Source organism: Tenericutes bacterium MZ-XQ (genome assembly GCA_002838205.1).
Lineage (GTDB): Bacteria > Bacillota_I > Bacilli_A > Acholeplasmatales > Acholeplasmataceae > Mariniplasma.
In genome coordinates this window covers 2,063,658-2,088,097 of record CP017950.1, presented here as the reverse complement: position 1 = coordinate 2,088,097, position 24,440 = coordinate 2,063,658, and the positions used below count along the sequence as shown (strand labels likewise).

16 protein-coding genes are annotated in these 24,440 nt (G+C 32.4%); 15 read left to right on the top strand and 1 reads right to left on the bottom strand.

What is annotated here, in order from left to right; translation table 11 throughout:
* Genes BK011_10230 through BK011_10190 form a run of 9 tightly spaced genes read left to right on the top strand, consistent with a single transcriptional unit; the run spans position 1 to position 10,390 of the window.
* Positions 1-2,562: a hypothetical protein gene (locus BK011_10230; GenBank protein ID AUD66046.1), complete on the top strand. Its 2,562-nt coding sequence runs from the start codon at positions 1-3 to the stop codon at positions 2,560-2,562.
* Positions 2,563-2,565: 3 nt separating this feature from the next.
* On the top strand, positions 2,566-3,498 hold the full coding sequence (locus BK011_10225) for a hypothetical protein (GenBank protein AUD66045.1): 933 nt from the start codon (positions 2,566-2,568) through the stop codon (positions 3,496-3,498).
* A gap of 46 nt (positions 3,499-3,544) precedes the next feature.
* Positions 3,545-4,486, top strand: a complete 942-nt coding sequence (locus BK011_10220) for an ABC transporter permease (protein ID AUD66192.1) — start codon at positions 3,545-3,547, stop codon at positions 4,484-4,486.
* Between the two features lie 11 nt (positions 4,487-4,497).
* On the top strand, positions 4,498-5,139 hold the full coding sequence (locus BK011_10215; GenBank protein ID AUD66044.1) for a hypothetical protein: 642 nt from the start codon (positions 4,498-4,500) through the stop codon (positions 5,137-5,139).
* Positions 5,132-6,271, top strand: coding sequence for a hypothetical protein (locus BK011_10210; GenBank protein AUD66043.1), 1,140 nt, complete (start codon positions 5,132-5,134; stop codon positions 6,269-6,271). Before BK011_10215 ends, BK011_10210 begins: the two co-directional genes overlap by 8 nt.
* Positions 6,264-7,847 (top strand): glycoside hydrolase family 3, encoded by a 1,584-nt coding sequence (locus BK011_10205; protein ID AUD66191.1) that lies wholly within the window; start codon positions 6,264-6,266, stop codon positions 7,845-7,847. The genes BK011_10210 and BK011_10205 overlap by 8 nt, the downstream gene beginning before the upstream one ends.
* A complete protein-coding gene (locus BK011_10200; GenBank protein AUD66042.1) occupies positions 7,840-8,751 on the top strand; it encodes a hypothetical protein in 912 nt (303 codons plus the stop codon). The genes BK011_10205 and BK011_10200 overlap by 8 nt, the downstream gene beginning before the upstream one ends.
* Before the next feature lie 4 nt (positions 8,752-8,755).
* A complete protein-coding gene (locus BK011_10195; GenBank protein ID AUD66041.1) occupies positions 8,756-9,658 on the top strand; it encodes an N-acetylmuramic acid 6-phosphate etherase in 903 nt (300 codons plus the stop codon).
* A 9-nt stretch (positions 9,659-9,667) separates the two neighbouring features.
* The gene (locus tag BK011_10190) at positions 9,668-10,390 is read left to right on the top strand and encodes a glucosamine-6-phosphate deaminase (protein AUD66040.1); all 723 of its coding nucleotides are present in this window, start codon (positions 9,668-9,670) and stop codon (positions 10,388-10,390) included.
* A 44-nt stretch (positions 10,391-10,434) separates the two neighbouring features.
* On the opposite strand, the gene BK011_10185 is transcribed toward BK011_10190, so the two are convergent.
* Positions 10,435-10,602, bottom strand: a complete 168-nt coding sequence (locus BK011_10185) for a ferredoxin (protein AUD66039.1) — start codon at positions 10,600-10,602, stop codon at positions 10,435-10,437.
* A 184-nt stretch (positions 10,603-10,786) separates the two neighbouring features.
* Here BK011_10185 and BK011_10180 point away from each other — a divergent pair, with 184 nt between their 5' ends.
* From BK011_10180 to BK011_10155, 6 genes are all read left to right on the top strand, one after another.
* Positions 10,787-12,811 carry a hypothetical protein gene (locus BK011_10180; GenBank protein AUD66038.1) on the top strand — a complete coding sequence of 675 codons (2,025 nt, stop codon included), beginning with the start codon at positions 10,787-10,789 and terminating at the stop codon, positions 12,809-12,811.
* A gap of 87 nt (positions 12,812-12,898) precedes the next feature.
* Positions 12,899-14,542, top strand: coding sequence for a hypothetical protein (locus BK011_10175; GenBank protein AUD66037.1), 1,644 nt, complete (start codon positions 12,899-12,901; stop codon positions 14,540-14,542).
* A gap of 98 nt (positions 14,543-14,640) precedes the next feature.
* The gene (locus BK011_10170) at positions 14,641-15,732 is read left to right on the top strand and encodes a hypothetical protein (GenBank protein ID AUD66036.1); all 1,092 of its coding nucleotides are present in this window, start codon (positions 14,641-14,643) and stop codon (positions 15,730-15,732) included.
* Complete coding sequence (locus BK011_10165; GenBank protein ID AUD66035.1) at positions 15,704-16,831, top strand: hypothetical protein; 1,128 nt, start codon at positions 15,704-15,706, stop codon at positions 16,829-16,831. Before BK011_10170 ends, BK011_10165 begins: the two co-directional genes overlap by 29 nt.
* Positions 16,832-16,845: 14 nt before the next feature.
* Positions 16,846-17,259, top strand: a complete 414-nt coding sequence (locus BK011_10160; GenBank protein AUD66034.1) for a hypothetical protein — start codon at positions 16,846-16,848, stop codon at positions 17,257-17,259.
* Between the two features lie 172 nt (positions 17,260-17,431).
* The gene (locus BK011_10155) at positions 17,432-24,433 is read left to right on the top strand and encodes a hypothetical protein (GenBank protein AUD66033.1); all 7,002 of its coding nucleotides are present in this window, start codon (positions 17,432-17,434) and stop codon (positions 24,431-24,433) included.
* Positions 24,434-24,440: the final 7 nt, after the last annotated feature.

Sequence of the window (24,440 nt, the reverse complement as noted above, 5' to 3'; positions counted from 1 at the left end):
ATGAAAAAGATTATCGCGCTTATTTTAATCATCGGTATCGTTGTCACATACATATTTGCTTTTAATATGAAGGCATCCAGTATGGTTGAACATCAAGTTAGAGCATATGATCCAAGTAATTTTACTGATGCTAACGATTTATCAAACATAAATAGACTCGTAGCGTCTAATGATGATTTTGAATTGTATATTGATGAAACCACATCATATTTTAAGGTTGTTGATTTACGAAATGGTGAAGTTTATTTGTCTAATCCAGATATAGAAGATCCTTGGAATGATATACCGACTAAGCAAATAACAAATTCAGCTATTGAAAAACAAAAATCTACTCTAGAGATTCAGTATTTTAATCGATCAGGTTCTTTAACAACCATTAATAATTATAAGTATAGTATTTATCATCCAGGAAGTGTTTTAAATGATGAAGGTGAAAGAACCTTTGGTATAAAATATGTTGATCATGGTGTACAAGTTAAATATGTTATTGAAGATTTAGAAGTAGATTATTTATATTTCCCTAAATATCTACCAAAAGATGTCATGGAAAGTATGGATCAATTTGATATATTAAATCGTATTGCTTATACAGGATATGACGAAGAAAGAGAATTATATGAGATTGTTAAATACAAAGAGCTAAGTACACTTGTAAAAAGAAGACTTTACGATATCTTCTATAATGAAATGGATTACACAAGAGAAAGAGCAATTGAAGAAAACGAGTCTTATGGATACTTTGAAAAATTTGAAAAAGTTAGATTTGAGATCGCAATTGAAATCGTATTAACAGATAAAGGTGTTAGAACAACGATCTTAAGAGATTCTATAGTTGAAAATGATGCAACTAAAATTGCTAAAGTTTCGTTATATCCACTATTTGGAACTGCTGTTTCGATAGATGATCTAGGAGATCCTACAGAAGGATATATCGTTCTTCCTGATGGTAGTGGAGCTGTTATTGACTTTAACAACGGTAAGTATTTCCAAAATGCTTATAACAAACGTCTCTATGGTCAAGACTTAACCCAGTTACCGTATAAAATGGCAGAACAACAACAAAAAATTAATATGCCAGTCTACGGTATGGTTAAAGAACATGGCGGTTTTGCAGCCATTATCACTGAAGGCGATGCAATGGCATGGTTAAACGCTGACGTTTCTGAAAGAATAGATTCATATAACAAAGTATTTACATCATTTTCATTTAGAGAAGTTGAATCGGTAGTCATCGGTTCAGGGTTTAACCAATATGGTGTAGATTTATGGACTGAAGAGATTGTTCAAACTGATTTTACAGTAGAGTATCAATTTTTAGATGGCCAAGACAATAGTTATGTAGGAATCGCTAAAGCATTTAGAGAATATCTTGAAGATACATATGGATTATCAAAAAAAGATCAAACGACTCAAACAGTTTTAACAACTGAATTTATCGGTGCTTATGATCGCAAAGAGTTTTTCTTAGGCGTTCCTTATTATACAAATGAGTCTATGACAACATTTGATCAAGCTCAAGAGATTATAGGATTACTATCTGATAAAGGATTAAATGCCATGAATGTACTTTATCAAGGTGCAATTAATGGCGGTCTATCACAAGATTTAAATAATCGTGTTGATTTTGAAAAAAGTTTGGGTGGACAAAAAGATTATGAAGCATTAGAAGAATATCTAGAGTCACTAGATATTGATCTATATCAATCCATTAATATAGTGACAGCAAAAGATTACCATAAGATGTTTGACCAGTTTAGATATACCGCAAGTAGAATTCGAGGCAGTCATGCAATGATGTTCAATTATCATTATCCATCTAGATTACCTTATTCTGAGACACCATTTGAACATAGCTCAGATGCATATGTCATTAATCCTCTATATTACGAAGCGATTTATAATCGTATGATTAAGGATTATACATTTGATCATCTAGAACTATCTCTCATGGGCTCTATGATTGCAGGACATTACACGGATAATCAAACAATTTATCAACAATATGCATTATGGCTACAAGAAAGATTCTTGAGTCAAATAGATCAAGAAATGATGTTAAACAATCCTTTATATTATGCATTTGAAAGTGCAAGTTATATCACTGAGTTGCCAGTAGAAGCAACTTTATATTCAATCATTGATGATCAAATTCCGTTATTGCAACTTGTATTATCAGGGGTTGTTGATTATTCAAGTAGTAGTATCAACTTAGCAAATGATAGAAGTGTTCAGTATCAGTTCTTAAAACATATAGAAACAGGATCTAATTTAAAATACACATTAACTTACGATGATTCAAGAGAACTATTAAATACTGAGTACAATTATTATATGGCAACTGACTATCGTAATTGGTTAGACACTATAGAACAACAAGTGGAAGAATTAGATGATTTAGGTATTCATCAAGGGACACTTGTTAACCATGAGCGTATAGCAAATAATGTTTACAGAGTGACTTATTCACACGGACTAACTATTTTAATAAATTATAACTTAAGATCAGTAACTGTGGGTGCATATATCATCCCAAGCTTAAGTTATGTCGTAGAGGGGGTTTAATTTATGGAAGACATTAAAAAAACACCTAAACTCCCAATAAAGTTACCAAAAATGACTTATAAACAACAAAAATTATTTTGGGCAATTATTTTCTTATTGCCATGGGCTATAGGCATATTATTATTATTCTTAGTACCATTTATTGAGTCGCTAAGATATAGTTTCTTTGATTTAACACCGCAAGCTGGTGAAATCGTTAAAGAGTTTATTGGGTTTGAGAACTATAGATATGCGATGAATACACATGTAACATCGATATCATCATTTAGAGTTGAGTTATTGACGACAACAACAGATGTATTAATCAATTTACCTGTATTGCTTATCTTCAGTTTATTTATTGCTGTATTGCTTAACATGAAATTCAAAGGTAGAGCGATTGTAAGAGCAATCTTCTTTGTGCCTGTGATTTTGAACTCAGCAGCTGTAGTTTCAGCAGTTGGTGGAGGAGAAGCAATAAATGCGATATTAGAACAACAAGGTATCGATCGCATCTTTGATTTAGAATTTTATCTGCTGCAAACAGGTATGGCACCATTTTTAATTACATTTATTGTGGGATTAATTGAACGTATTTATGATATCTTAGCTTTAGCTGGTGTACCTATATTGTTATTTTTAGCAAGTATCCAGTCTATTCCTAAGCATCTTTACGAGGCAGCTAAGATTGAAGGTGCAACATCTTATGAAATGTTCTGGTTGATTACACTTCCAAATGTTACACCACATATTATCACAGTTACAGTTTATGCACTTGTAGATACATTCTTGACATCATCAGTTTCAACCATTATTAGTGATGAGTTAAACAGTCAAAATTGGGGATTATCATCAGCAATGGCATGGATTTATGTGGCAGTTATTATACTTATCTTAATTGTACTTGGTGCATTTGCAAAACTTCTTAAGATAGGAGAGTCACACTATGAAAACTAATATATTAGAACAACTTAAGGCCTCTTATCATGGAGTAGTTGAGGATATTAAAGATCCAAAGAAAAATGCGAGACGTTCAAGAAAAGCAAAAGAATTTAGTTTAACATTTATAAGAAGTATTTTACTTATTGGTTTATGTTTTGTGATATTGTTCCCAACCATTCAGCAAATCTTAATGGCGCTTCGTGCTCCTATAGATGTTAATAATCCTGCAGTCATCTGGATTCCAGAAAACTGGAGTGTTATGAATATAAAAATTGCTAGTATTGTTTTAGATTATAGACATGCAGTATTTAATTCATTTAAGTTAAGTGGCATTTCTATGATTTTACAGATGGCATCAACTGCTCTTGCAGGATATGCATTTTCAAGACTTAAATTTAAGGGAAGCAATATATTATTTATTTTAGTCATATTGACAATAGTTATCCCACCACAAGCTTTATCATTGGCACAGTATTTATATTTTAGAAATCTCGGTTTAATTGGTAAAGAAGGATCCATTTATTTAATGAGTGGTCTTGGCATGGGGATTAGAAGTGGTATATTTATCTATATTTTTAGAAGTTTCTTTAAAGGGCTTCCTAAAGAATTAGAAGAATCAGCGATGATTGATGGTGCAGGAGTCTTTAGAACATTTTGGAGTGTTATGCTACCAAATGCAAGAGGAGCGCTAGTTACAGTTGGCTTATTTGCATTTGTATGGCAATGGAATGATGCATATTATGTTAAGATTTTTGAAGTGAGTACACAGCAATTTCCATTACTTACGATGCGATTGATTAACGCTGCTGAGAATATGTATGCTGCATTGTTCTATACAGGTGGATTGGATTTAATTGGTCAAGATGTTTGGGAAAACCCAGTATTCTTAGCACTCATCTCTAATGTATCAGCATTACTCATGATGTTACCACTACTGATTATGTATTTATTTGTACAAAAACAATTTGTTGAATCCATCGAACGTACTGGTATCGTTGGTTAAAAGGAGATTTCATGGTTTACGAAAAGTCTTTATATCAAAAAATTAATACGGTTGCTGACTGGATGATAAGAATCATTATGATTAATATTTTAATGATTTTCACAAGTCTTTTAGTTGTCACAATTTATCCAAGTTTAGCAGCTGGGTATAAACTTTTTCATTGCTATATTCATAAAGATGAAGAAAAATTATTTAAAGGCTATTTCAAGTTCTTCTTAGAGGATATTGGTAAAAAGATTGGTATTGGACTTATCTTTATTGTTGTTCTTGTTTTAGGGTATATCAATACAACATATTATGTTGATATATTAAATGAACAATCTACATGGTTTTATTTGGCAGGATATTATGTTACACTGGCATTCTTAGTTAGCGCATTTATTGTAACACTTTATACACTTGCTGTGATGTATGTTGTTCCTAAAGCAAAAGTAGTTTTAATGTTTAAATTAGCGTTTTATTTATCTGGAAAGTATTTCTTGAGAACTGTGTTATTGGTGTTAACAACGGCTTTGCCGTTTGTGCTCCTTATGACACCAATAACACAACTCATCTTCGTTTTTGCTGGATTATCTATTCCAATATTGTTAAATGCTTTAATTACTGATAAGATTGTTGATTATGTTGAAGGGTTGGTGAAAAGTGATGTTTAAAGTAGGTATAGAAAACATTGATATGTATCTAGATTTATTTAAAGGTAAAAAGGTTGGACTTATTACAAATCCGACTGGCGTAGACAGAAACTTTAAATCAACCATTGACATTTTAAAAGAAAAGACAGATCTGGTTGCGTTATATGCGCCTGAACATGGCGTTCGTGGTGATTTGCAAGCAGGTGTTAAATTAGAAAATTACCTAGATGAAGAAACTGGTTGTATGGTTTATTCATTATATGGTCAAAATAAAAAACCAAGCTACGATATGTTAAAAGATATTGATGTCTTATGTTTTGATATTCAAGATGTAGGATCTAGATTTTATACATTTATTTATACCATGGCATATGCTATGATGGCTGCAAAAGAGTTCGGTAAAAAATTTGTTGTCTTTGATCGCCCAAATCCTGTTGGTGGGGTTGAAGTAGAAGGTAATATTTTAGACTTAAAATATCGTTCATTTGTTGGCTATTATCCGCTTGTTCAAAGATATGGTCTTACCGTTGGAGAGCTTGCGATAATGTTTAATGATGCCTATGAAATTGGATGTGACTTGGACGTTATTAAAATGAGTGGATATCAAAGAGATCTAGATGCTATCCATTTAGATTTTCCTTGGGTTTTGCCAAGTCCGAATATCCCTACAAAAGAGTCTACATATACGTATTTAGCAACATGCTATTTTGAAGGAACAAATGTAAGTGAAGGTAGAGGGACAACAAAACCATTTAGTTTTGTTGGTGCACCGTGGCTTAAGAGCAATGCAGTCATCGATAAAATGAATGATGCAGACCTAGAAGGTGTCAAATTTAGAAAAGTATATTTCACACCAACATTTTCTAAGCATAAGGATCATTTATGTGAAGGTATTGAGGTTGTAGTTACAAACTATCAGACATTCAAACCCATTAAAACAGGGTTTACGTTGTTGCACTATATAGCAAATATGCACGAAGAATTCAAATTTTTACCACCTTATAAAGAAGGTATGAATCCAATGATTGATTTATTAAATGGTGATGATTTTTTAAGAACTCAAAGATTATCATTAGAAGAAATATATATGAAGTTAGCAGAAGATTCACATGCATTTAAAGAAACGAAAGGACAATATCACCTCTATGAATAATCATAAATTTGATGTTAAAAACTTGACACTAGAAGAAAAGATTGGACAATTGCTGATGTTTGGTTTTGATGGCGAATCTGTTACGGATGAAACTATTGAAATGATCAAAAAATATAAAGCAGGAAATGTGATCTTATTTACTAGAAATATTACAAGTGGAAAACAATTAAAACAATTAAATCAAACATTACAGAAACTTGCTTATGAGCATATAGGTATACCTTTATTTATAGGTATCGATCAGGAAGGCGGTATGGTCACACGAATTCAGCAAGGTGCGACGTTTTTTCCTGGTGCAATGACTTTAGCAGCAAACGCAAGTATTGATGATACTTATAAAATTGCGGATTATATGGGGTATGAACTAAAAAAATTAGGTGTGAATATGAATTTTGCGCCTGTACTTGATGTGAACAATAATCCCAAAAATCCAGTAATTGGTGTAAGAAGTTTTTCAGATGATCCAAAAGTTGTTAGTGAATATGGTTCAGCGTATATCAAAGGTATGCAAAACCATGTGATCGCTACAGGAAAGCATTTTCCGGGTCATGGAGATACCGTTGTCGACTCGCATTTAGGTATGCCTAAAGTTGATTATGATCGCGAAAGATTAGAAAAAATTGAATTTGTTCCATTTAGAAAAGCGATTGATCAGGGTTTATTAGCAATGATGAGTAGTCATATTGATTTTCCTGCGCTTACTAAGGATGGCCTTCCAACAACTTTATCAAAAGAAGTCATAACGGATTTACTAAGAAATGAGTTTAAGTTTGAGGGTTTGATTGTTACTGATGGTATGCAGATGAAAGCTATTGCTGACAATTATGGTACTGTAAACGCAAGTTTAATGGCAGTTGAAGCTGGAGTTAATATTTATTGTATCTGCCATTCAAGAGCGTTGCAAATCGAATCTTTAGCTTATATTAAGGATGCAGTACTTAACGGTAAAATAGATGAAAATGTTATAGACGATAGAGTGAAACGTATTCTAGATTTTAAAAAAATGTTTGTTCACCCTGTTCATTTAGAAGAAACATATGAAGATATATCAAAAGATATCTTAAAGAAAGAAGTAGTTGATTTGAGTTATAAGGTTGTTGAAGGTGCCGCGAGTCTTGTTAAAGGTGAACCTTTGAAACTAAAAGAAAAGGCATTATTTATAGGTATTATGCCTAAAGCAACAACGATTGCTGATGAAAGATTAGGACATCACGACATGTTCGAGATGATAGAAAAAGACATGAAGTCTCTTGATATGATTAAACTTTCAATTAGACCAAGTCAAAGTGATATCGAACTTGTATGTACACAAGCAACTCAGTATGATCAGTTAGTGGTTACAACCTATAATGGTAATGTGTATCAAGAACAAATTGAACTTATTGAAAAACTATCGGAATTAAACAAAGAGATGCATGTAATTTCTTTAAGAAACCCATATGATCTCTATTATAGTAAGAAAATAAAGAACTACGTGTGTTTATATGAATACACACCTAACTCTATGAAAGTATTGCTAAAATATTTAAAAGGTGAACTAGAGTTAAAAGGAAAGGTCCCGGTTAAATATGAGTAATTATATTATTGGTGTAGATGGTGGGGGCACCAAAACCTTAGGTGTTTTATATAACCTAGAAGGTGTCGAGATTAAAAGATATACATCTGGTTTCTCAAATTTTAATATTGACTATGACCAAGCAACTCAAAATTTATTTGATGTTTTAGACCACTTAACAAAAGATCTTAAACAAACAGATGAGTTATGGATTCAACTTGGTATATCTGGATACTCGAAAATAAGAGAAAAAGCATCTTTTGAAGACGCTTTAGGAGAAAAGTATCACGCTAAAGTCAGCTTAGAAAGCGATGTCTTAATTGCTTTATATGATGTTAAAAAAACAATGAATGTAAATGTCATTATGGTGATTGGTGGCACGGGTAGCGTTGTTATGTATAGTGATGAGCAAAGGTTAGAGCAAATTGGTGGATACGGTCATTTGCTTGGTGATGAAGGTTCAGCATATCATTTAAGTATTTCAGCCTTAAAAGATGTGATTGATGTTTATGAAGATAAAGGATCATATGACGAGTTTGGTAAACTAATCCTAGACCATTTAAATGTAAAACATCATTTTGGAATTAGAGATTTTGTATATGCAAATGAAAAAACCAAAGTTGCAAAAATTTCATCATATATAGATCAACTTGCTTCAAATGGAAATACAAAAGCTATCAAATTTATAGAGGATGAAGCGAAAACTTTAGCAAGGCAGACCATTAGAGCATATTTGAAAATGAAACATAGACAAAAACTGATTATCGCATTAAGAGGCGGATTTCTTACTAAATCAGCTATAATGAAAAAATATTTTTTAGAACAAATTAAGATGAGTATAAAAGACTTTGATTTAAATGAAAATGATGAAAGTCCTGTGAAAGGCGCTTATTATTTAAGTCTTTTAAAACTAAAGAAGGGGTGATTTTATGATAGATATTAGTAAAATCAGTACTGAAAAAAGAAACAACAAGACTAAGAACATTGATATCGTATCAACAAAAGAAATTTTAGTTTTAATTAACAATGAGGATAAAACAGTTCCATTAGCTGTGGAAAAAGCTTTAGATCAAATATCTGAAGTTGTAGAAGTTGTCACAGAAGCTTTTACTCACGGAGGCAGACTGTTTTATATTGGCGCAGGAACATCGGGACGTATCGGGGTTTTAGATGCCAGTGAATGCCCTCCAACTTTTGGTGTACCAGAAGATATGGTTGTTGGAATTATTGCTGGTGGGGATACAGCACTTAGACTTGCCATAGAAGGGATTGAAGATTCTAAAGCAGCAGCTGTCCTTGATTTAGAAAATCACCATTTAAATAAGAATGATGTTGTTATTGGTATTGCAGCAAGCGGTAGAACACCATATGTTGTGGGTGCTTTAGAATATGCCAATAAGATTGGATGTAAGACAGGTTGTATTACAACAAGTTTTGATTCTGAAATTGCTAAAGTTGCAGCATATCCAATTGAAGCGATTACTGGTGCCGAACCTTTGACAGGCTCTACACGCATGAAAAGTGGAACTGCCCAAAAATTGATTTGCAATATGATTACAACGGCATCTATGGTGAAAATAGGTAAAGTTTACGAGAATTTAATGGTTGATGTGCAGATGAGTAATGATAAACTGGTCTCAAGAGCTCAAAGAATTGTTACCGAGATTACTGGTGTAGGAACTGATGTTGCACAAAGATATCTAGATAAATACGGTTCTGTGAAATATGCCATATTTGCAATCATGAGCAAGATTGAAGATCCATCAAAAATTAAGGAATTGTTGGATCAACATCATGGAAACATAAGAGAGTCATTAAAATACAACATATAGGATGAGAACATGAAAATAATCAGATGTAAAAACTACGAAGAAGTGAGTCAAAAAGCAAGTGAAATTCTTGTAGAACAATTAAATAAAAAGCCTAAATCAGTTTTAGGATTAGCAACAGGATCCACACCGATTAGATTATATGAAAAACTTATTGAAGCATACGAAAAAAACCTCGTTAGTTTTAAAGAGGTCGTTAGTTTTAATCTAGATGAATACATTGGCATTGATCGGAATCATCCGCAAAGTTATTATCAGTATATGCATAATCATCTTTTTTCAAAAGTTGATATGAAGTTAGAAAATGTTCATATACCGAATAATGATGTTAATCATATTGATAGTCATGCAGAGGCTTATAATAAAGATTTAAGTAAACAACATATAGACATTCAAATATTAGGTATTGGTAGCAATGGTCACATTGGGTTCAATGAACCTGGTACACCTTTTGGTAATGAGACATTTATTGTTGAGTTAGATGAACAAACTAGAAGAGATAATATGAGGTTTTTTAATAGTCTGGATGAAGTGCCAAAATACGCGATTACAATGGGTATTAAGAACATCATGAGAAGTAAAGAAATTATCCTTATGGCTAGTGGAAAAGAAAAAGCAGATGCAGTTTATAAAATGATTTATGGAGAAGTTTCAGAAGATTTACCAGCATCCATATTACAATTACACCCAAATGTGGTCGTGATTGTTGATGAACAAGCTGGCTCAAAAATATAAAAAAAACGCCTAGAAGTATAGGCGTTTTTTTGCTTTTTAAGCTATTAAACTTCAATAATAGCGTCTGTTGGACATACCTCTTGGCAAGCACCGCAATCAATGCAAATATCTTCATCTATGACGTAGATATCACCTTCAGAGATACAATCAACAGGACATTCTGCTTGGCATGCGCCGCATGCAATACAAACATCTGTTATTCTTCTTGGCATAAATTCAATCCTCCATCTCCGTATACATCTATTTTAAAGCATCTGTCAAGAAAAGTAAACTGCAGGAGAGAATTTTATGGATTTTAACCGAAAATCTAAGAAATGAAGCATTTGTTAAGGAAAACTTAAGAATTAAAGTATAGTTATCTATGATAAAATTAAATCACAAAAGTATGGTGAAAATATGAGTGATGATTCAAAAAATGTTGTACAACAAGATGATTTCATATTAAAGACAATAGATTTGGCAAATATAATATTTTGGAAATGGGATGCGAGTAAAGATCGTTTTTTTATTTCTGATAAGGGCAAGAAAATATTAGGTTATGATGATTTGGGAGGAGCATTTAGTGATTGGTCACATATTTGGCATCCAAATGAACAAAACCGAATGATAAAGTTAATTACATCTATGATTGATTCTGAGAATAATCATTTTGTAACTTTACAAAGATTTAAACATAAAGATGAAACGTATCATTGGTATTTTAGTAAAGGACTGATTACTGAAGTTGACCATCATGTTGAACTTTCAGGATTCAGTGTCAATGCCGATGAATTAACAAAAGTATTTACTTACTTAAATTTAAGTGTAGAAGATAGTCAAGATTATATAACTGCAACCAATACTGCAACATGGTATTGGAATATAAAAACTGGATATACTGTGTTTAATGAAAGATGGGCGGATATTGTTGGATATACTTTAGAAGAGTTATCACCCATAAGTATTGAGACTTGGAAAGAACTTGTACATCCTGATGATAAAGAGCATGCATTAAGAACAGTTCAAGATTCAATCGATCAGAAACAAGAATATTATGAAAATACATTTAGAATGAAGCACAAAGATGGTGGTTATAGATGGGTATTAGATCGTGGTAAAGTAATCGATTGGGATAGCGATCAAAAACCACTGATTATGGTGGGAACTCATCATGATATTACAGAATCTAAAGAGTTAGAATTAAGATTAGCTGAAGGTGAGAGAAGATATAAAGATTTAATTGAAAGTAGCTATGATATCATTTATACACTAGACCTTGAGTACAACATAACCTTTGTTTCTAAGGCATGGGAAAGATTGTTAGGATATTCCATTGAAGAAGCGTTAAATACATCTTTAGTACCTTATATACATCCAGACGATGTCAAACAATTAGGGTCATTTTTAAGAGATATTAGCAAACAAAATAAACGACTTGAAATCACCACTTATAGATTAAAACATAAAAATGGATCTTGGAGATTTTTTAGCACAAACGCAGTAACTATAAAAGATGAAACTGGAAAAACGATAGGATTTTCTGGAACTGCAAGAGATATCACTGACCAAAAAAAATTAGAAGAAACTCTATCTTTAGAAAGAGACACATTTAAAAAAACTTTATTTTCTGTCGGGGATGGCATTATTGCGACTGATCAAAAAGGGGTTATCACAATGATTAATCCTGTCGCTAAAACTTTTTTTGAAGAAAGATCACGAGTTATTATCGAAAAAAAATTAGATAAGTTTTTTAGAGTTGAAGATATGAACGAAGGAAAATGCTTAGGCAATATCGCGTTGCAAGTGATTAAATCCAAAAAAGGCATTCAAGTCAAACAAGGTATATTGGTTAATCATAAGAATCAGAAATTTCCTATTGAATACTCAGCATCACCTATAGAAGATATTCACGGCATTGAAGATGGAGTAGTCATTGTATTTAGAGACATATCAGAACGCATTGAAAAACAAAAAGAAATTGAGTATCTTTCATACCATGACTATTTAACAGGATTATATAATAGAAGATATTATGAGGATTATATTAAATTAATCGATGCTAAAGATATCCCCATAAGCTTGATGCTACTAGATGTAGATGATTTAAAGAAGTTTAATGATACTTTCGGACATCATGTAGGTGATCAACTATTGCAAAAAGTTAGCGAAGTCATAGAAAAAATTGCAAGTGATGCTACAGTATGCCGTATTGGTGGAGATGAGTTTGTTATTCTTTATGAACAAGACATAGATCTTTTCGATATTGAGAGTCAAATTAAAGAGCAACTAACTCAAATAAATCTATTTGGATTAAATGTTAGTGTATCAATTGGATTTAACAAACGATTAGACAAATATGATCGGATTGCTGATGTTCAAAAAAGAGCAGATAAATATTTATATGTATGTAAATCAAGGCACCATAAGCATAAAACTTTATAACCTAATCATTTACTTTATTTAATTATCATTTGCATTGACACAATCAACATTTTATCTTATACTTTTAATAAATGTTTAGGAGTGTTTATGAAAACTTTTTTCAGATATAGGACCCTCATCATTAGTGTACTCATTTTGAGTGTGTTTATAAGTCTTGGTCTAGTGTATCAATATGGAGAACACAAGTTGGAAATTACAGATGCATATCCATTATCAGAGGGTTGGAAGGATCACGCGACCAACACTTATTTTGACTTACCATATGACTTTAATTTAGAAGCTGGAGAAACTCATGGTTTTTCTTTGATTTTACCTGAAACATTTAAACACCCGCAATATTTATTAATTAGAGGATCTTTACAAGATGTTGTTGTAGCAATCGGTGGAAACATCATCTATGCCCATGATTTAAGAGAAGAAAATCCGAGTATACCTTATGCAAGTTTATGGCACTATATTCCAGTACCTGCAGATAGTGATGGATTAGAGTTGACAGTCTTTTTAAGCACACCATTTGAGGCAATGAGTGGGAAAGTTAATGAAATCTATTACGGTGCTTACAACGATTTAAATGCCCATATTTTTATTGATTATGGGCGTGGCTTATTGGTGGGGTTATTAACTTTAATTTTGGGCTTAATCATATCATTTATTAGTTTATTTGTCGATAAGATTAAAAACAATGATGTAGTCTATTTAGGGTTGTTTGCAATTGTGTTGTCATTATGGATAATTTCTGAATCAAGAACACTACAGATTTTTGTAGATAGTCAGTATATGATTGGAGCTCTATCTTATTACGCGCTTGCATTATTACCTATACCAATAGCAGTTTATTTAAAAAGAAATATTTTAAGTGATTACGTAAAAGTTTTTCATGGAATCATCGTTTATTCATTTAGTTTATTTATAGGTATTATATTACTTCAACACTTTAATGTTCTTGGGTTTTTCGAAAGTGTCATCTTGACTCAGTTATCGCTTATTTTATTAGCTTTATTAGTATTTGTTTTATTGGTGTTAAATCTCAAGAGACATCCAAGACATCAAGCTACAAAAACTTTTATGTTATATTTTGTTATATTTGCTATCATTGGATTTATGGAGTTTGCTTCATTCTTGTTTGAAGATTTTGATTTAATTTCTGTTTTTGTACAAGGCATAGTTGTTATATTCATGATTGTTCTTTTCTCTAGATATATCATGATTCTTAATAGAAATTATCATATTAGAATCGAACGAGAAACACTAGAAAAAATGGCATACATTGATCGTTTGACTGGAAGTAAAAACAGACACGCTTTTGAAGAAGATTTAGATTTATTATTCAGTCATCCTCAAAGTAAGAAACAGTTGAAGATGCTTTATTTTGATTTTAATGATTTAAAAACAATTAATGATAACTTTGGGCATGATGTTGGCGACCAAATGATAATCGACGGATATCAGATGATTGAAAAGACATTTGGGGAACTGGGTAAGTGTTATCGTATCGGTGGAGATGAGTTTAGCTGTATTTTTGTCGGTGTAACCAATAAGCTATATCAACAACAGTCAGTACTCTTTAATGAAATGGTTGATGCGTATAACAAAGATAGACCATATCAGTTTAGCGTATCTTATGGCATTGCAGCATATCAGCAAGATAGAGACATCAAACCAAAGGACTTAGTGAAACGAGCAGATCAAAAAATGTATTTAGATAAAGAAAAATATAGAACAAATAAATGATAACAAGGCTCGTTTTGAGCCTTTTTATTTGATGCAAGCATTTATAAGATTATCATGTTAAAATAGAGTTAAAGATCTTTGTAAGTGGGGCAATATGTATGATGACTACTGATCAAGTAATTCTTGAAGTGAAAAATCATATTGGATGGATTAAACTAAATAGATTAAGTGCTTTAAATGCTTTATCATTAGAAATGATAGAAGTTATTAGTAATCAATTGGTCAAATGGAAGACCAATGATGATATTTATATGGTTTATTTATCATCTAATCATCCAAAATCTTTTTGTGCTGGTGGAGATGTAAAATCTTTATATGAGCATAGCATTAAGGGCGACTTAGTTTATCCAAGAACATATCTTTCTAAGCAATATACGCTGGATTATATGATCCAAAACTTTCCAAAACCTATATTAACATTTATTGATGGTTATGTCTTTGGAGGCGGTGTTGGACTTTCTATAGGAGCTTCACATATGGTGGTTTCAGAACATGTAAAACTAGCAATGCCAGAAACAAAAATCGGATTTTTCCCGGATGTTGGAGCTAGCTATTTTTTGAACAAAATACCTCATCATGTCGGCAGGTATATGGGTATTCTTGGACCTGTTTTATCAGATAGTGATTTAGTCTACTTAAATATTGCGGATTATGTGATTAAACATGACTTGTGGGAAAACATTGAAAACACCCTTTTTGAACACCCTTTTAAAGCCATAGGAACACATGAGCAATTATCAATGTTTTTAAAACTTTACGCTGCTCAGGATATTCAAACATCGATTATTGAAACTCATGTGAGATCAATTGAAAAAGTATTTTCTAAAGATACAATTATGGATATGTTTGATTCTATTGATTTAGATATTCCATTTGAGGTAGAGTTGAGAAGTAAGTTTTTAGAAATGTCACCTACCGCAATGAATTTCACATTAGAAATGTTGAAAAGAACACAAAAATTATCTTTGTTTGAGTGTTTTAAATTTGAGCAACTTCTAAGTGAACAAGTCATACACACTCATGATTTTAAAGAAGGTGTAAGATCCTTATTGGTTGATAAAGATAAAGCATTCGATTATCAGCCAAAAGCACTTTCTGATGTTAATAAGGATGAAATTGACACGCTATTCAAATTTGATATACATCATCCACATTTGATGGATGAACTCATTAAAGATTATGAAACTTAAAACATTTAAGACTCTACAAATTGTCGAGTATATATTAAAAATTTTCGTATGGATGATTTTCATTTATTGGGGATATCAATTATATTTGAGTATGCTGAGTTATGATGAGGTATATCGTGCACCTTGGTATATAGAACTACTTATGATGACAAGGTTATGGGCAATCATATATGTTTCTATATTAGTACTTTATCACATCATCAAAACCATTAGAAAGCAAAAGGGATTACCCAAGTTTAGGATAAGATATTTATTTAAAATGAATCATCATCCTTATATGAAGATTGTCTTTGTGCTATTGATAGTATTGATAACTTTATCCTTTTTAATCATTAAGGCTCAACCCCTATTGCTGTATCATCCGAATCATAGCACTTTCGCTTATGAGAAGCTTATGGAGTTAGATCTATATGAAACTTATCAAATTGAAGATGTAGATTCAAATCTAACCTATCAAGGATTCGGAAAGATCAATCAAGAAAAGATACTACCAACCATTATTTATTTTGCAGGTAATGGTGAATCATCAGCTCAAACATTTTATCGTATGTACAAAGAACATTTTTTTACTCATTTTGAAGACTATCAGTTTATTATGATCGATTATCCAGGTTATGGATTAAGCGATGGAAAAACAAATGATGATGCTATGATTCAAATGAGTGAAAAAGTCTATGAGTATGTTTCTAACTTGGATTATGTCGATCAAAACAATATCTATGTTTATGGATATTCCATAGGCACTGGAGTAGCAACTTATATAGCATCTCAGTATGATATTAAGGGACTGATATTAATTGCACCATATTCCAACATTACAGATATCTTTAATGCGCATCTCCCTATGTTTAAAGGCATATTATCCAAACTTGTTGTTGAAGAATTTGATTCCATGACCTATGCAAAAGATGTAGATGTCAGTCCACTGATTATCGCATCAAAAACGGATATGACGATACCATTTGAGCTATCAGAGAAGTTGTCTTTTGCATTTGATGATTTATATGAGTTTTATGTTGTTGATCATACAGCACATAACGAGTTTTTGGATAAAGAAGATGTTATATTAAAAATTGTTGAATACTTAGAGTTACCATAGAAAGAAGGGGTATGATGGAACAAAATCAAAATATATTAATTCGGTTGATTGGATACTCAGTTGATAAAGTATCATTTATATTGAACAAAAGTTTTGATGTAAAAGAGCATCCGAAAATCAAAGTTACACCAAAATTTGATAGAGAGATGACAAGGATCGATGATAACACATTTACAATGTCTTTATCTGTATCTTTTGATGATCCGAATAATGCGATTCCATTTTTTATGGATGTTCAGATATCTGGTAAATTTTTGTTCACTAGATGGGAAGATGAAAAATTATATCCGATCGCAAAAACCAATGCAACTTCCGTTTTATATCCATATATCAGAGCTTTAGTAACTACGGTGACAGCAAATTCAAATGTCCCGCCTTATATATTACCTGTAATGAATAGCAATATTTTATTTAAAAATAAAGCATAGTTGCCTTATTAAAGGAAAAACTACATAGTTATATTGCAAAATTCTTAAGAATATTGTAATATAGAGTAAAGAGCTTTATACATAAATAACTACATCCGAATGCAGACGAGAAATATTGCTCTTGTCTGCATTTTTGTCCTAAATGCTCTAAAAAGGATGCGGAGGATTGGATATGCGAAAACTTGTAAGCATAATGTTTTTGATGTTTATGCTTTTTTCGTTGGCTGCTTGTACAGGCACCGAAGAGATCACCATTACGTTTAACTCCAATGGTGGTAGTGAGATTGATGATTTAGTTATTGATGCGGATACATCTAACATAAACCTGCCAGAACCAACCAGGGATGGTTATGTGTTTGACGGCTGGTTTTTTGATGAAGGACTGACAGATCCGTTTGCAATTGCAGGGTTACTGACAAATCAAAGCCCTACCTTATATGCAAAATGGATAGAGGATGAGGAAGCAACAGTAACCATTACTTTTGAAAGCAATGGGGGTAGTAGTGTTACTGCTATTGTGGGTGTTCCAGGTGATACATTAGGAGAACCTTCAGCACCAACCAGAGATGGATACACATTTGAAGGATGGTATAGTGATCAAGCATTGACTACACCTTATACTTTTACGACCATTCCTGAAAATAATGTCACATTATATGCTAAATGGGAAGAAGTTATTGTGACATATACCATCACTTTTAATAGCAATGGAGGTAGTAGTGTTGCTGCTCTTGAGTTAGAAGCAGGTGAAACTATACCGACACTTCCAACACCAACTAAAGCTGATTATAACTTTGATGCTTGGTATACTGACTCAGGATTAACAACAGCATTTACAGCGACTGTAATGCCTGAAAATGATTTAACGTTGTATGCGAAGTGGACACCTAAAACCTATCAAATCATTTTTAATTCTAATGGTGGATCTACAATAACAACAATTGAAGCGTTATATTTATCAACAGTTACTGCACCAGAAAATCCAACAAAGGAAGGATATAACTTCCAAAGTTGGCATACGGATGAAGCTTTAACTTCAGATCCTTATGTATTTGGTACAATGCCATCAGGCGGTATTACATTATATGCAAAATGGAGTCCAATTGTATATACCATGACATTTGTTACAGATGGTGGAACAACAATTGATCCCATTGAACTAGGATATGAGTTAGATATACCAGATGTGACTGCACCAACAAAAGAAGGATATACATTTGCTGGATGGTATAGTGATGAAACTTTAACAACAGCGTACACAATCACTACAATGCCACTAAATGGTATTACGATTTATGCAAAATGGGATCCAGCATTAGTGAATGTGGATATTGAAATATATGTAGAAACTTTAACTGACGGTGTATATGAGCTAAAAGAAATACAAAACACAACAGCATTTACAGCATCTACTTATACACATACACCAGGTGTTGTTTCAGGTTTTACTTATGATGCTAGTAATGATCTAAATGATTTAGATACTTTTGTTGAAGCAGATGGAACAGCAAAAGTTGTTGTGTATTATACAAGAAATGAAATTACAATTTCTTATGATTCAAATGAGGGCTCACTTGTTACACCAACTACTGGATTATATGAATCTGCGATTATCCTACCGATTGACCCACAAAAATTAGGATATACATTCGTTGGTTGGTATAAAGATGAAGCACTTACACAAGTGAATGATCTTACAACATATCCAAATGCTGATATAACATTATATGCGAAATGGGAAGCTGCAGCATCTACGATTAAGTTCGACACTAAAGGTGGAGATGAGCTTGATGATTTAGTTGAACTTACCGGTTCTACAATCACTCTTCCAACACCAACCAAATCAGGTTATGACTTTTTAGGTTGGTATAAAGATGTTGAACTTACATTAAGTTTTGATGATACCAACATGCCAGCAGGTATGACAGTAGTTTATGCGAAATGGCAAATTAAAACATATACGATTACCTATGATTCCATGGGTGGAAGTGCAGTCGTCAGTGAATCTCATCTGTTCATGGCACCAATTACAGAACCAACTGAACCGACAAAACAAGACTATATTTTTGGAGGTTGGTATTTAGATAGTGGATATACACAACCGTTCGTATTTGACGAAATGCCAGATGAGAATATTACACTATATGCATATTGGATTGATGCAACAGATCCGAATTCTTTGATTGTTAAGCTAAATCAACCATCTGGAACGATTGTTACTGTTACAGGTATTGTTTATGGTGAAAATGATCAAACAGTTTTAGGATTCTATATTTATGATGATACAAGTTATGTATATGTCATGGGTGATCATACAGGTGTTGATCTTAATGATATGGTTACTATAACTGGTGAGTTAGCATTTGATGGAGATATTCCGTATATTACAAACATTACACATGTGACTGTTGATTCTTCAGGAAATACACCTAAAGTTGCACTTGATTTTCCATTTGCTGATATCGAAGATTTAAGTATACCTTCTACTTCATACATTCATAATTTATATCAATTTGAAGGTATATTGTTCAGTGAAGATGGTCAATATGCATTACTTGATACTGTATCACTAGAGGGTATTTCTTTGTACGGTCCTTCTTATAATCTAACAAGAACAGCTGAACTCGAAGCCTTAGTTATGGAAAGAGTTCAAATGACTTTTGTTCTTGTATTTGATAAAGGCTATTACGAACTTTCTTTAGTCAGTGTTGTAGCTAATCCATTCACAGAGTTAGAAAAAGTTATGCTCATTCAATACTTGTTTACAACATTCGGATTTGAAGATGAGTATATGGAAGAGACAACATTCTTTATTCCTGATGCTGACCCACTAGGATTTACATTTGTGACTTATCAAGCAGTTGGTGACAACGCAGTCTATTACGATCATACAGCACAAATGTTTATAGATGTAGATGATGTAACAGTGATTGATTTTGAAGTAACATTTACGTCTCAAGCAGATCCACTCGTCACAGACACAATAACAATTAGTGTTACAGTAATTCCGCTTTATACACAAACAGTTGTAGAACTTTTAACTGGTATAGAGGGTGCCACTTATACACTTGATGTTATTGTTGTCTCAACAACAGAAATGGGACATGCACTATTAAAAGATGATACAGGTTCTGTATTTGCTTATAATGATGATAATCTTCGAATTGGCGATCGCTTGATTGTTACGGTTAAAAGAAGACTAGAAGGCAACATAGTCGTCTTGAGTAAAGAAAATATGGGATTTGAGATATTAGATATTATTTCAACTGAAAATGAACTTAATCTTGTCCCAACACCTATGACTTTAGAAGAAATTAACAGTCTTGATTTGACTGATCCTACAGTATACGGACAGTATATAGAAGTTAGAGGTTATATATTAGAATCATTTATGGGTTATCATGGTTCTAGATTAGTTGATGGCATCTATGAGTTAACAGTTGAATCATCAACATATTCAGGTTTCGAAAAACTCATGCAATATGGTTACTTAGAAGTTTATATCAAAGGTTATATCGGTATGAGTCATGAATCTATGGTATTACTTTATGAAGGTATTAGAGAAGATATTAGAATTCCTGAATATACTGATCAAGAACTTGTTGATACCATTAAGCAATCAGCAATGTATCAGTTTGAAAACATCGAGTTTTATGCATTTGATTATTTCCCACTTTATCCATATCACCCTGAACTAGGCGCAAGCATTACTTGGGAATTATCACAAGACATGATTGATCATTACGATATGGAAAGTCAAAGTTTTACCTATAGTTTAGTTGATGTGCCAATATCTATGACTGCAACCATTACGAAAGGTGATGCAAGTGCAGTCTTGACTATTACATCAACACTTCATGCGCTTGAAATCACTCCACTGGCGGAAATTCCAGGAGAGTATATGTATGGACAATATGTCATTCAAGGTGTGATTACTTATTGGCATCCTATGTATAGTTATATCTCAGATGGATTAGGTAATGAGTTCTTAATTGCTGAAACACTTCCAGGTGTTAGAAAAGGTGATGAAGTTTTACTTAATGTATATCTAGGCACATACAATAATACACTAAGATTTGTAAGTAATTATGGATCAGATAATTTTGTATTAGACATCATTCAGACTGACCAACCTGTTACTTATACATATCAAACATATGATATGGAAACTTTAGTCAATCTGAATTCAAAAGATTACAGCATTTATAATCAATGGATTGAAGTTGAAGGTCATCTTGTTACTGCTTATGGTAACTATTCTATGATATTAGAAACTGTTTATGGACAAGTTGTCATAGAGTTTCCAGATCAACTTACTGAAGATGAACTTATGCTTTATGAAGGACAAATGGTCACACTTCGAGCAATCTTACATACACATGATTACTATTATGGTTTTGTATTGAGATATTTAGGATTTGAAGGAGATGTATTGGTTTCTAGTTACACAGATTTAGAAAAACTAGCGATCGCAAAAGCTTATATCTTAGATGTTTACCAACAACCTGTTGAAGAACAATCGTATTTCGACTTTAATGAAGCTTATCGATTATTTAAAGATGGTATCTTTACAATGAATCCACTTGATGATATAAACGGTACGCTTGATATCATCTATGATTATATTGGTTCGGTTGAATCTGATGAAACAATTAGCGTGGATGTGACGATTGAGTTTGGAGTTGAAACTGAAACATTTAATATTACCATGACAGTTCTCAATAATGAATCATCATCTGTCGTTATTTCAACAATCGCAGATATGGTTACTGATCCATTAAATGCCTATACGATAAGAGGTATGGTTGTTGGTGTCATTGAGTCTATAGATAATCAACATATATTACTGATTGATGATACAACAGGTATTGTTTATGTAACCCTCGATTATGATGTTTATTATCAATTATATGATTATGGTATGTATGGATTAATCGGTGATACTTTAGAGATTAGCGGAAAAGCTGTTGTGATTCAAAATCGTTACGAAATTGACTTTAATGCAATTTCTGTCTATGCAAGAAATGAAACAGTCTCATATGTATTTACAGAAGAAACAATATCAGATTTACTTGCTCTAGATATGACAAATACTACCATTTATGGTACACCAGTAAATGTAAGTGGTGTCGTAGAAGAAATTTATATTGATTCAACAAGAGCATTCGTGATCAATGATGGTACACATCATGTTCTCATTTCAATGACAGATGCATATTGGCCAGTATTAAGTCAATATGTTGGATATCAAGTTGCAATCGATGGATTCGTTTTCGGAGTGAACTCATTATACGATGAAACAAGTTTAACCATCATGCTCAATGATTATAAATACGATGGTTCTAACTCAATTCAATTAGACGGTTACACAGATGAAGAAGTTGTTATGATGGCACTTGATCGAGTTGTGATGCAGTTTGAAAGTTATAATCCAATACGTATGCCATTTGAATGGGTTTCATTACCAGGATTAAATCAAATATTTAGTAAAGGTTATCCAGGTATGACCATGACATATAGTGTTGTGAGTGGTGGAGAATTTATTGAGTTTTATAGCAATGCTTTTTCTACAAAACTTACTGGAGAAGATCAAATCATTGAGCTTAATCTTGAAGTTTCTTATAATGGTATTACAAAAGAAATGATCCTTAAGGTTCACTTAAATGGATTTACTGCAGTGACTCTTGCTGATCTATTTGCTGTTGAAGAAGGCACGAAAGAAATCGTTTTAGAAGCAGAAGTTTTAATGAGTGGATTTGGATATTACTACTTACTGATCGAAGATAAGGTGTATTATTTAGAAAGCTACGGATATAGTTATGTGAATCCAGGTGATCAAATATTACTGATTGGTCAAAAATCATTAATCAGTGGTAAAGCAGATTACACATATAATATTTACTTATTGACAACTTCATATGGTAGTTCAAGTATCACTTATACACCAGTGACTATTAATGATTTATACATCAATGATTATGACTTAAATCCAATAGATGAACAACCGCTTGCTGTTAGTGGTAAGTTAGGTTATGATCCATACCTTGAAATGTTTACATTAACTGATGATAGTAAGATGATTTATTTAAGATTAGCTGGATGGAGTGGTGGAGAAGATTTATTTGATTATATGGATGCATATGTTCAAATCGGTGGATTCATTTCAACTAAACTTGTTAGAGATGAGTATATGGTCTTTGATACATTTGGCACTTTAGATGTACTTGATTTAATACCACTTGCTGGGCAAGATAGTGTTGATGAAGTTATTTTACTCATTGATCAATATTTAGGAGACCTACATTTAAAATCAGGTATGATGATTGAAGATGACCTACCTTTAGGAGATCCATTCTATTATACGACCATAGCATATGAATTAGTAGATCCACTAGATGCAGCTTATATCGATCTTAATCATATGCTGTTAAATATTGTTGATGTTGAAACAGTTGTTGATATATTGGTTACTGTGACTTCACAAGACGGGCTTGCTACAGGACAAACAACGATTCAGTTAACGATTCATCCAAGAACTGATATGAGTATTAAAGAAACTTTACGTGTTCCTGAAGGTACATATGTTCAAACAGTTGGCGTTATCAACCAAATCATTTATGATGGAACTGATATTTATTACTTTATGATTGATGATGGTACTCATGCAACTAAAGTTTATATTAATGATTGGGCAACATTTGGATATGCTGACTTGGATTTAAGTATTGGTGACGAAGTCAGAGTAATTGGCTCAACGCTATTTGAAGATGATATGGGTGTAGTGAGTTACATTGATTTAGGTGCTGTCGTTGATGAACTTCAAAGTGGGCAAACAGTTGTTAAAACGCCTGTTGTCGTTGATTTTTTAGATATCATGAATCTAGAGTATTTAGATGAAGACAATGCTTACTTATATGTTGAGATTACAGGTACTTTATATTCTGATGGGTATACGTATTATATTCAGTCTGATGAGTATTTTGTAAGTGGTTATTATGGTAATCAATATTATAGTATTGAGATTGTTCCTAGTGATTATGATGCATTTAATACTGAATTAAATGCCCAAGTTGGTAGTGAACTCACTATTGAAGGGTATTTATGGTTAGATTCACTAAATTACATGTTCCAGTGGTATATTACTGATGGGGCACATCAGATCATAATCCCTTAATTAAAAG

Bases quoted from the DNA above. Each gene is read 5' to 3' on its own strand.
- BK011_10230 (AUD66046.1), top strand. From the start codon at position 1: ATGAAAAAGATTATCGCGCTTATTTTAATCATCGGTATCGTTGTCACA.
- BK011_10225 (AUD66045.1), top strand. From the start codon at position 2,566: ATGGAAGACATTAAAAAAACACCTAAACTCCCAATAAAGTTACCAAAA.
- BK011_10215 (AUD66044.1), top strand. From the start codon at position 4,498: ATGGTTTACGAAAAGTCTTTATATCAAAAAATTAATACGGTTGCTGAC.
- BK011_10210 (AUD66043.1), top strand. From the start codon at position 5,132: ATGTTTAAAGTAGGTATAGAAAACATTGATATGTATCTAGATTTATTT.
- BK011_10205 (AUD66191.1), top strand. From the start codon at position 6,264: ATGAATAATCATAAATTTGATGTTAAAAACTTGACACTAGAAGAAAAG.
- BK011_10200 (AUD66042.1), top strand. From the start codon at position 7,840: ATGAGTAATTATATTATTGGTGTAGATGGTGGGGGCACCAAAACCTTA.
- BK011_10195 (AUD66041.1), top strand. From the start codon at position 8,756: ATGATAGATATTAGTAAAATCAGTACTGAAAAAAGAAACAACAAGACT.
- BK011_10190 (AUD66040.1), top strand. From the start codon at position 9,668: ATGAAAATAATCAGATGTAAAAACTACGAAGAAGTGAGTCAAAAAGCA.
- BK011_10185 (AUD66039.1), bottom strand. From the start codon at position 10,602: ATGCCAAGAAGAATAACAGATGTTTGTATTGCATGCGGCGCATGCCAA.
- BK011_10180 (AUD66038.1), top strand. From the start codon at position 10,787: ATGAGTGATGATTCAAAAAATGTTGTACAACAAGATGATTTCATATTA.
- BK011_10175 (AUD66037.1), top strand. From the start codon at position 12,899: ATGAAAACTTTTTTCAGATATAGGACCCTCATCATTAGTGTACTCATT.
- BK011_10170 (AUD66036.1), top strand. From the start codon at position 14,641: ATGATGACTACTGATCAAGTAATTCTTGAAGTGAAAAATCATATTGGA.
- BK011_10165 (AUD66035.1), top strand. From the start codon at position 15,704: ATGAACTCATTAAAGATTATGAAACTTAAAACATTTAAGACTCTACAA.
- BK011_10160 (AUD66034.1), top strand. From the start codon at position 16,846: ATGGAACAAAATCAAAATATATTAATTCGGTTGATTGGATACTCAGTT.
- BK011_10155 (AUD66033.1), top strand. From the start codon at position 17,432: ATGCGAAAACTTGTAAGCATAATGTTTTTGATGTTTATGCTTTTTTCG.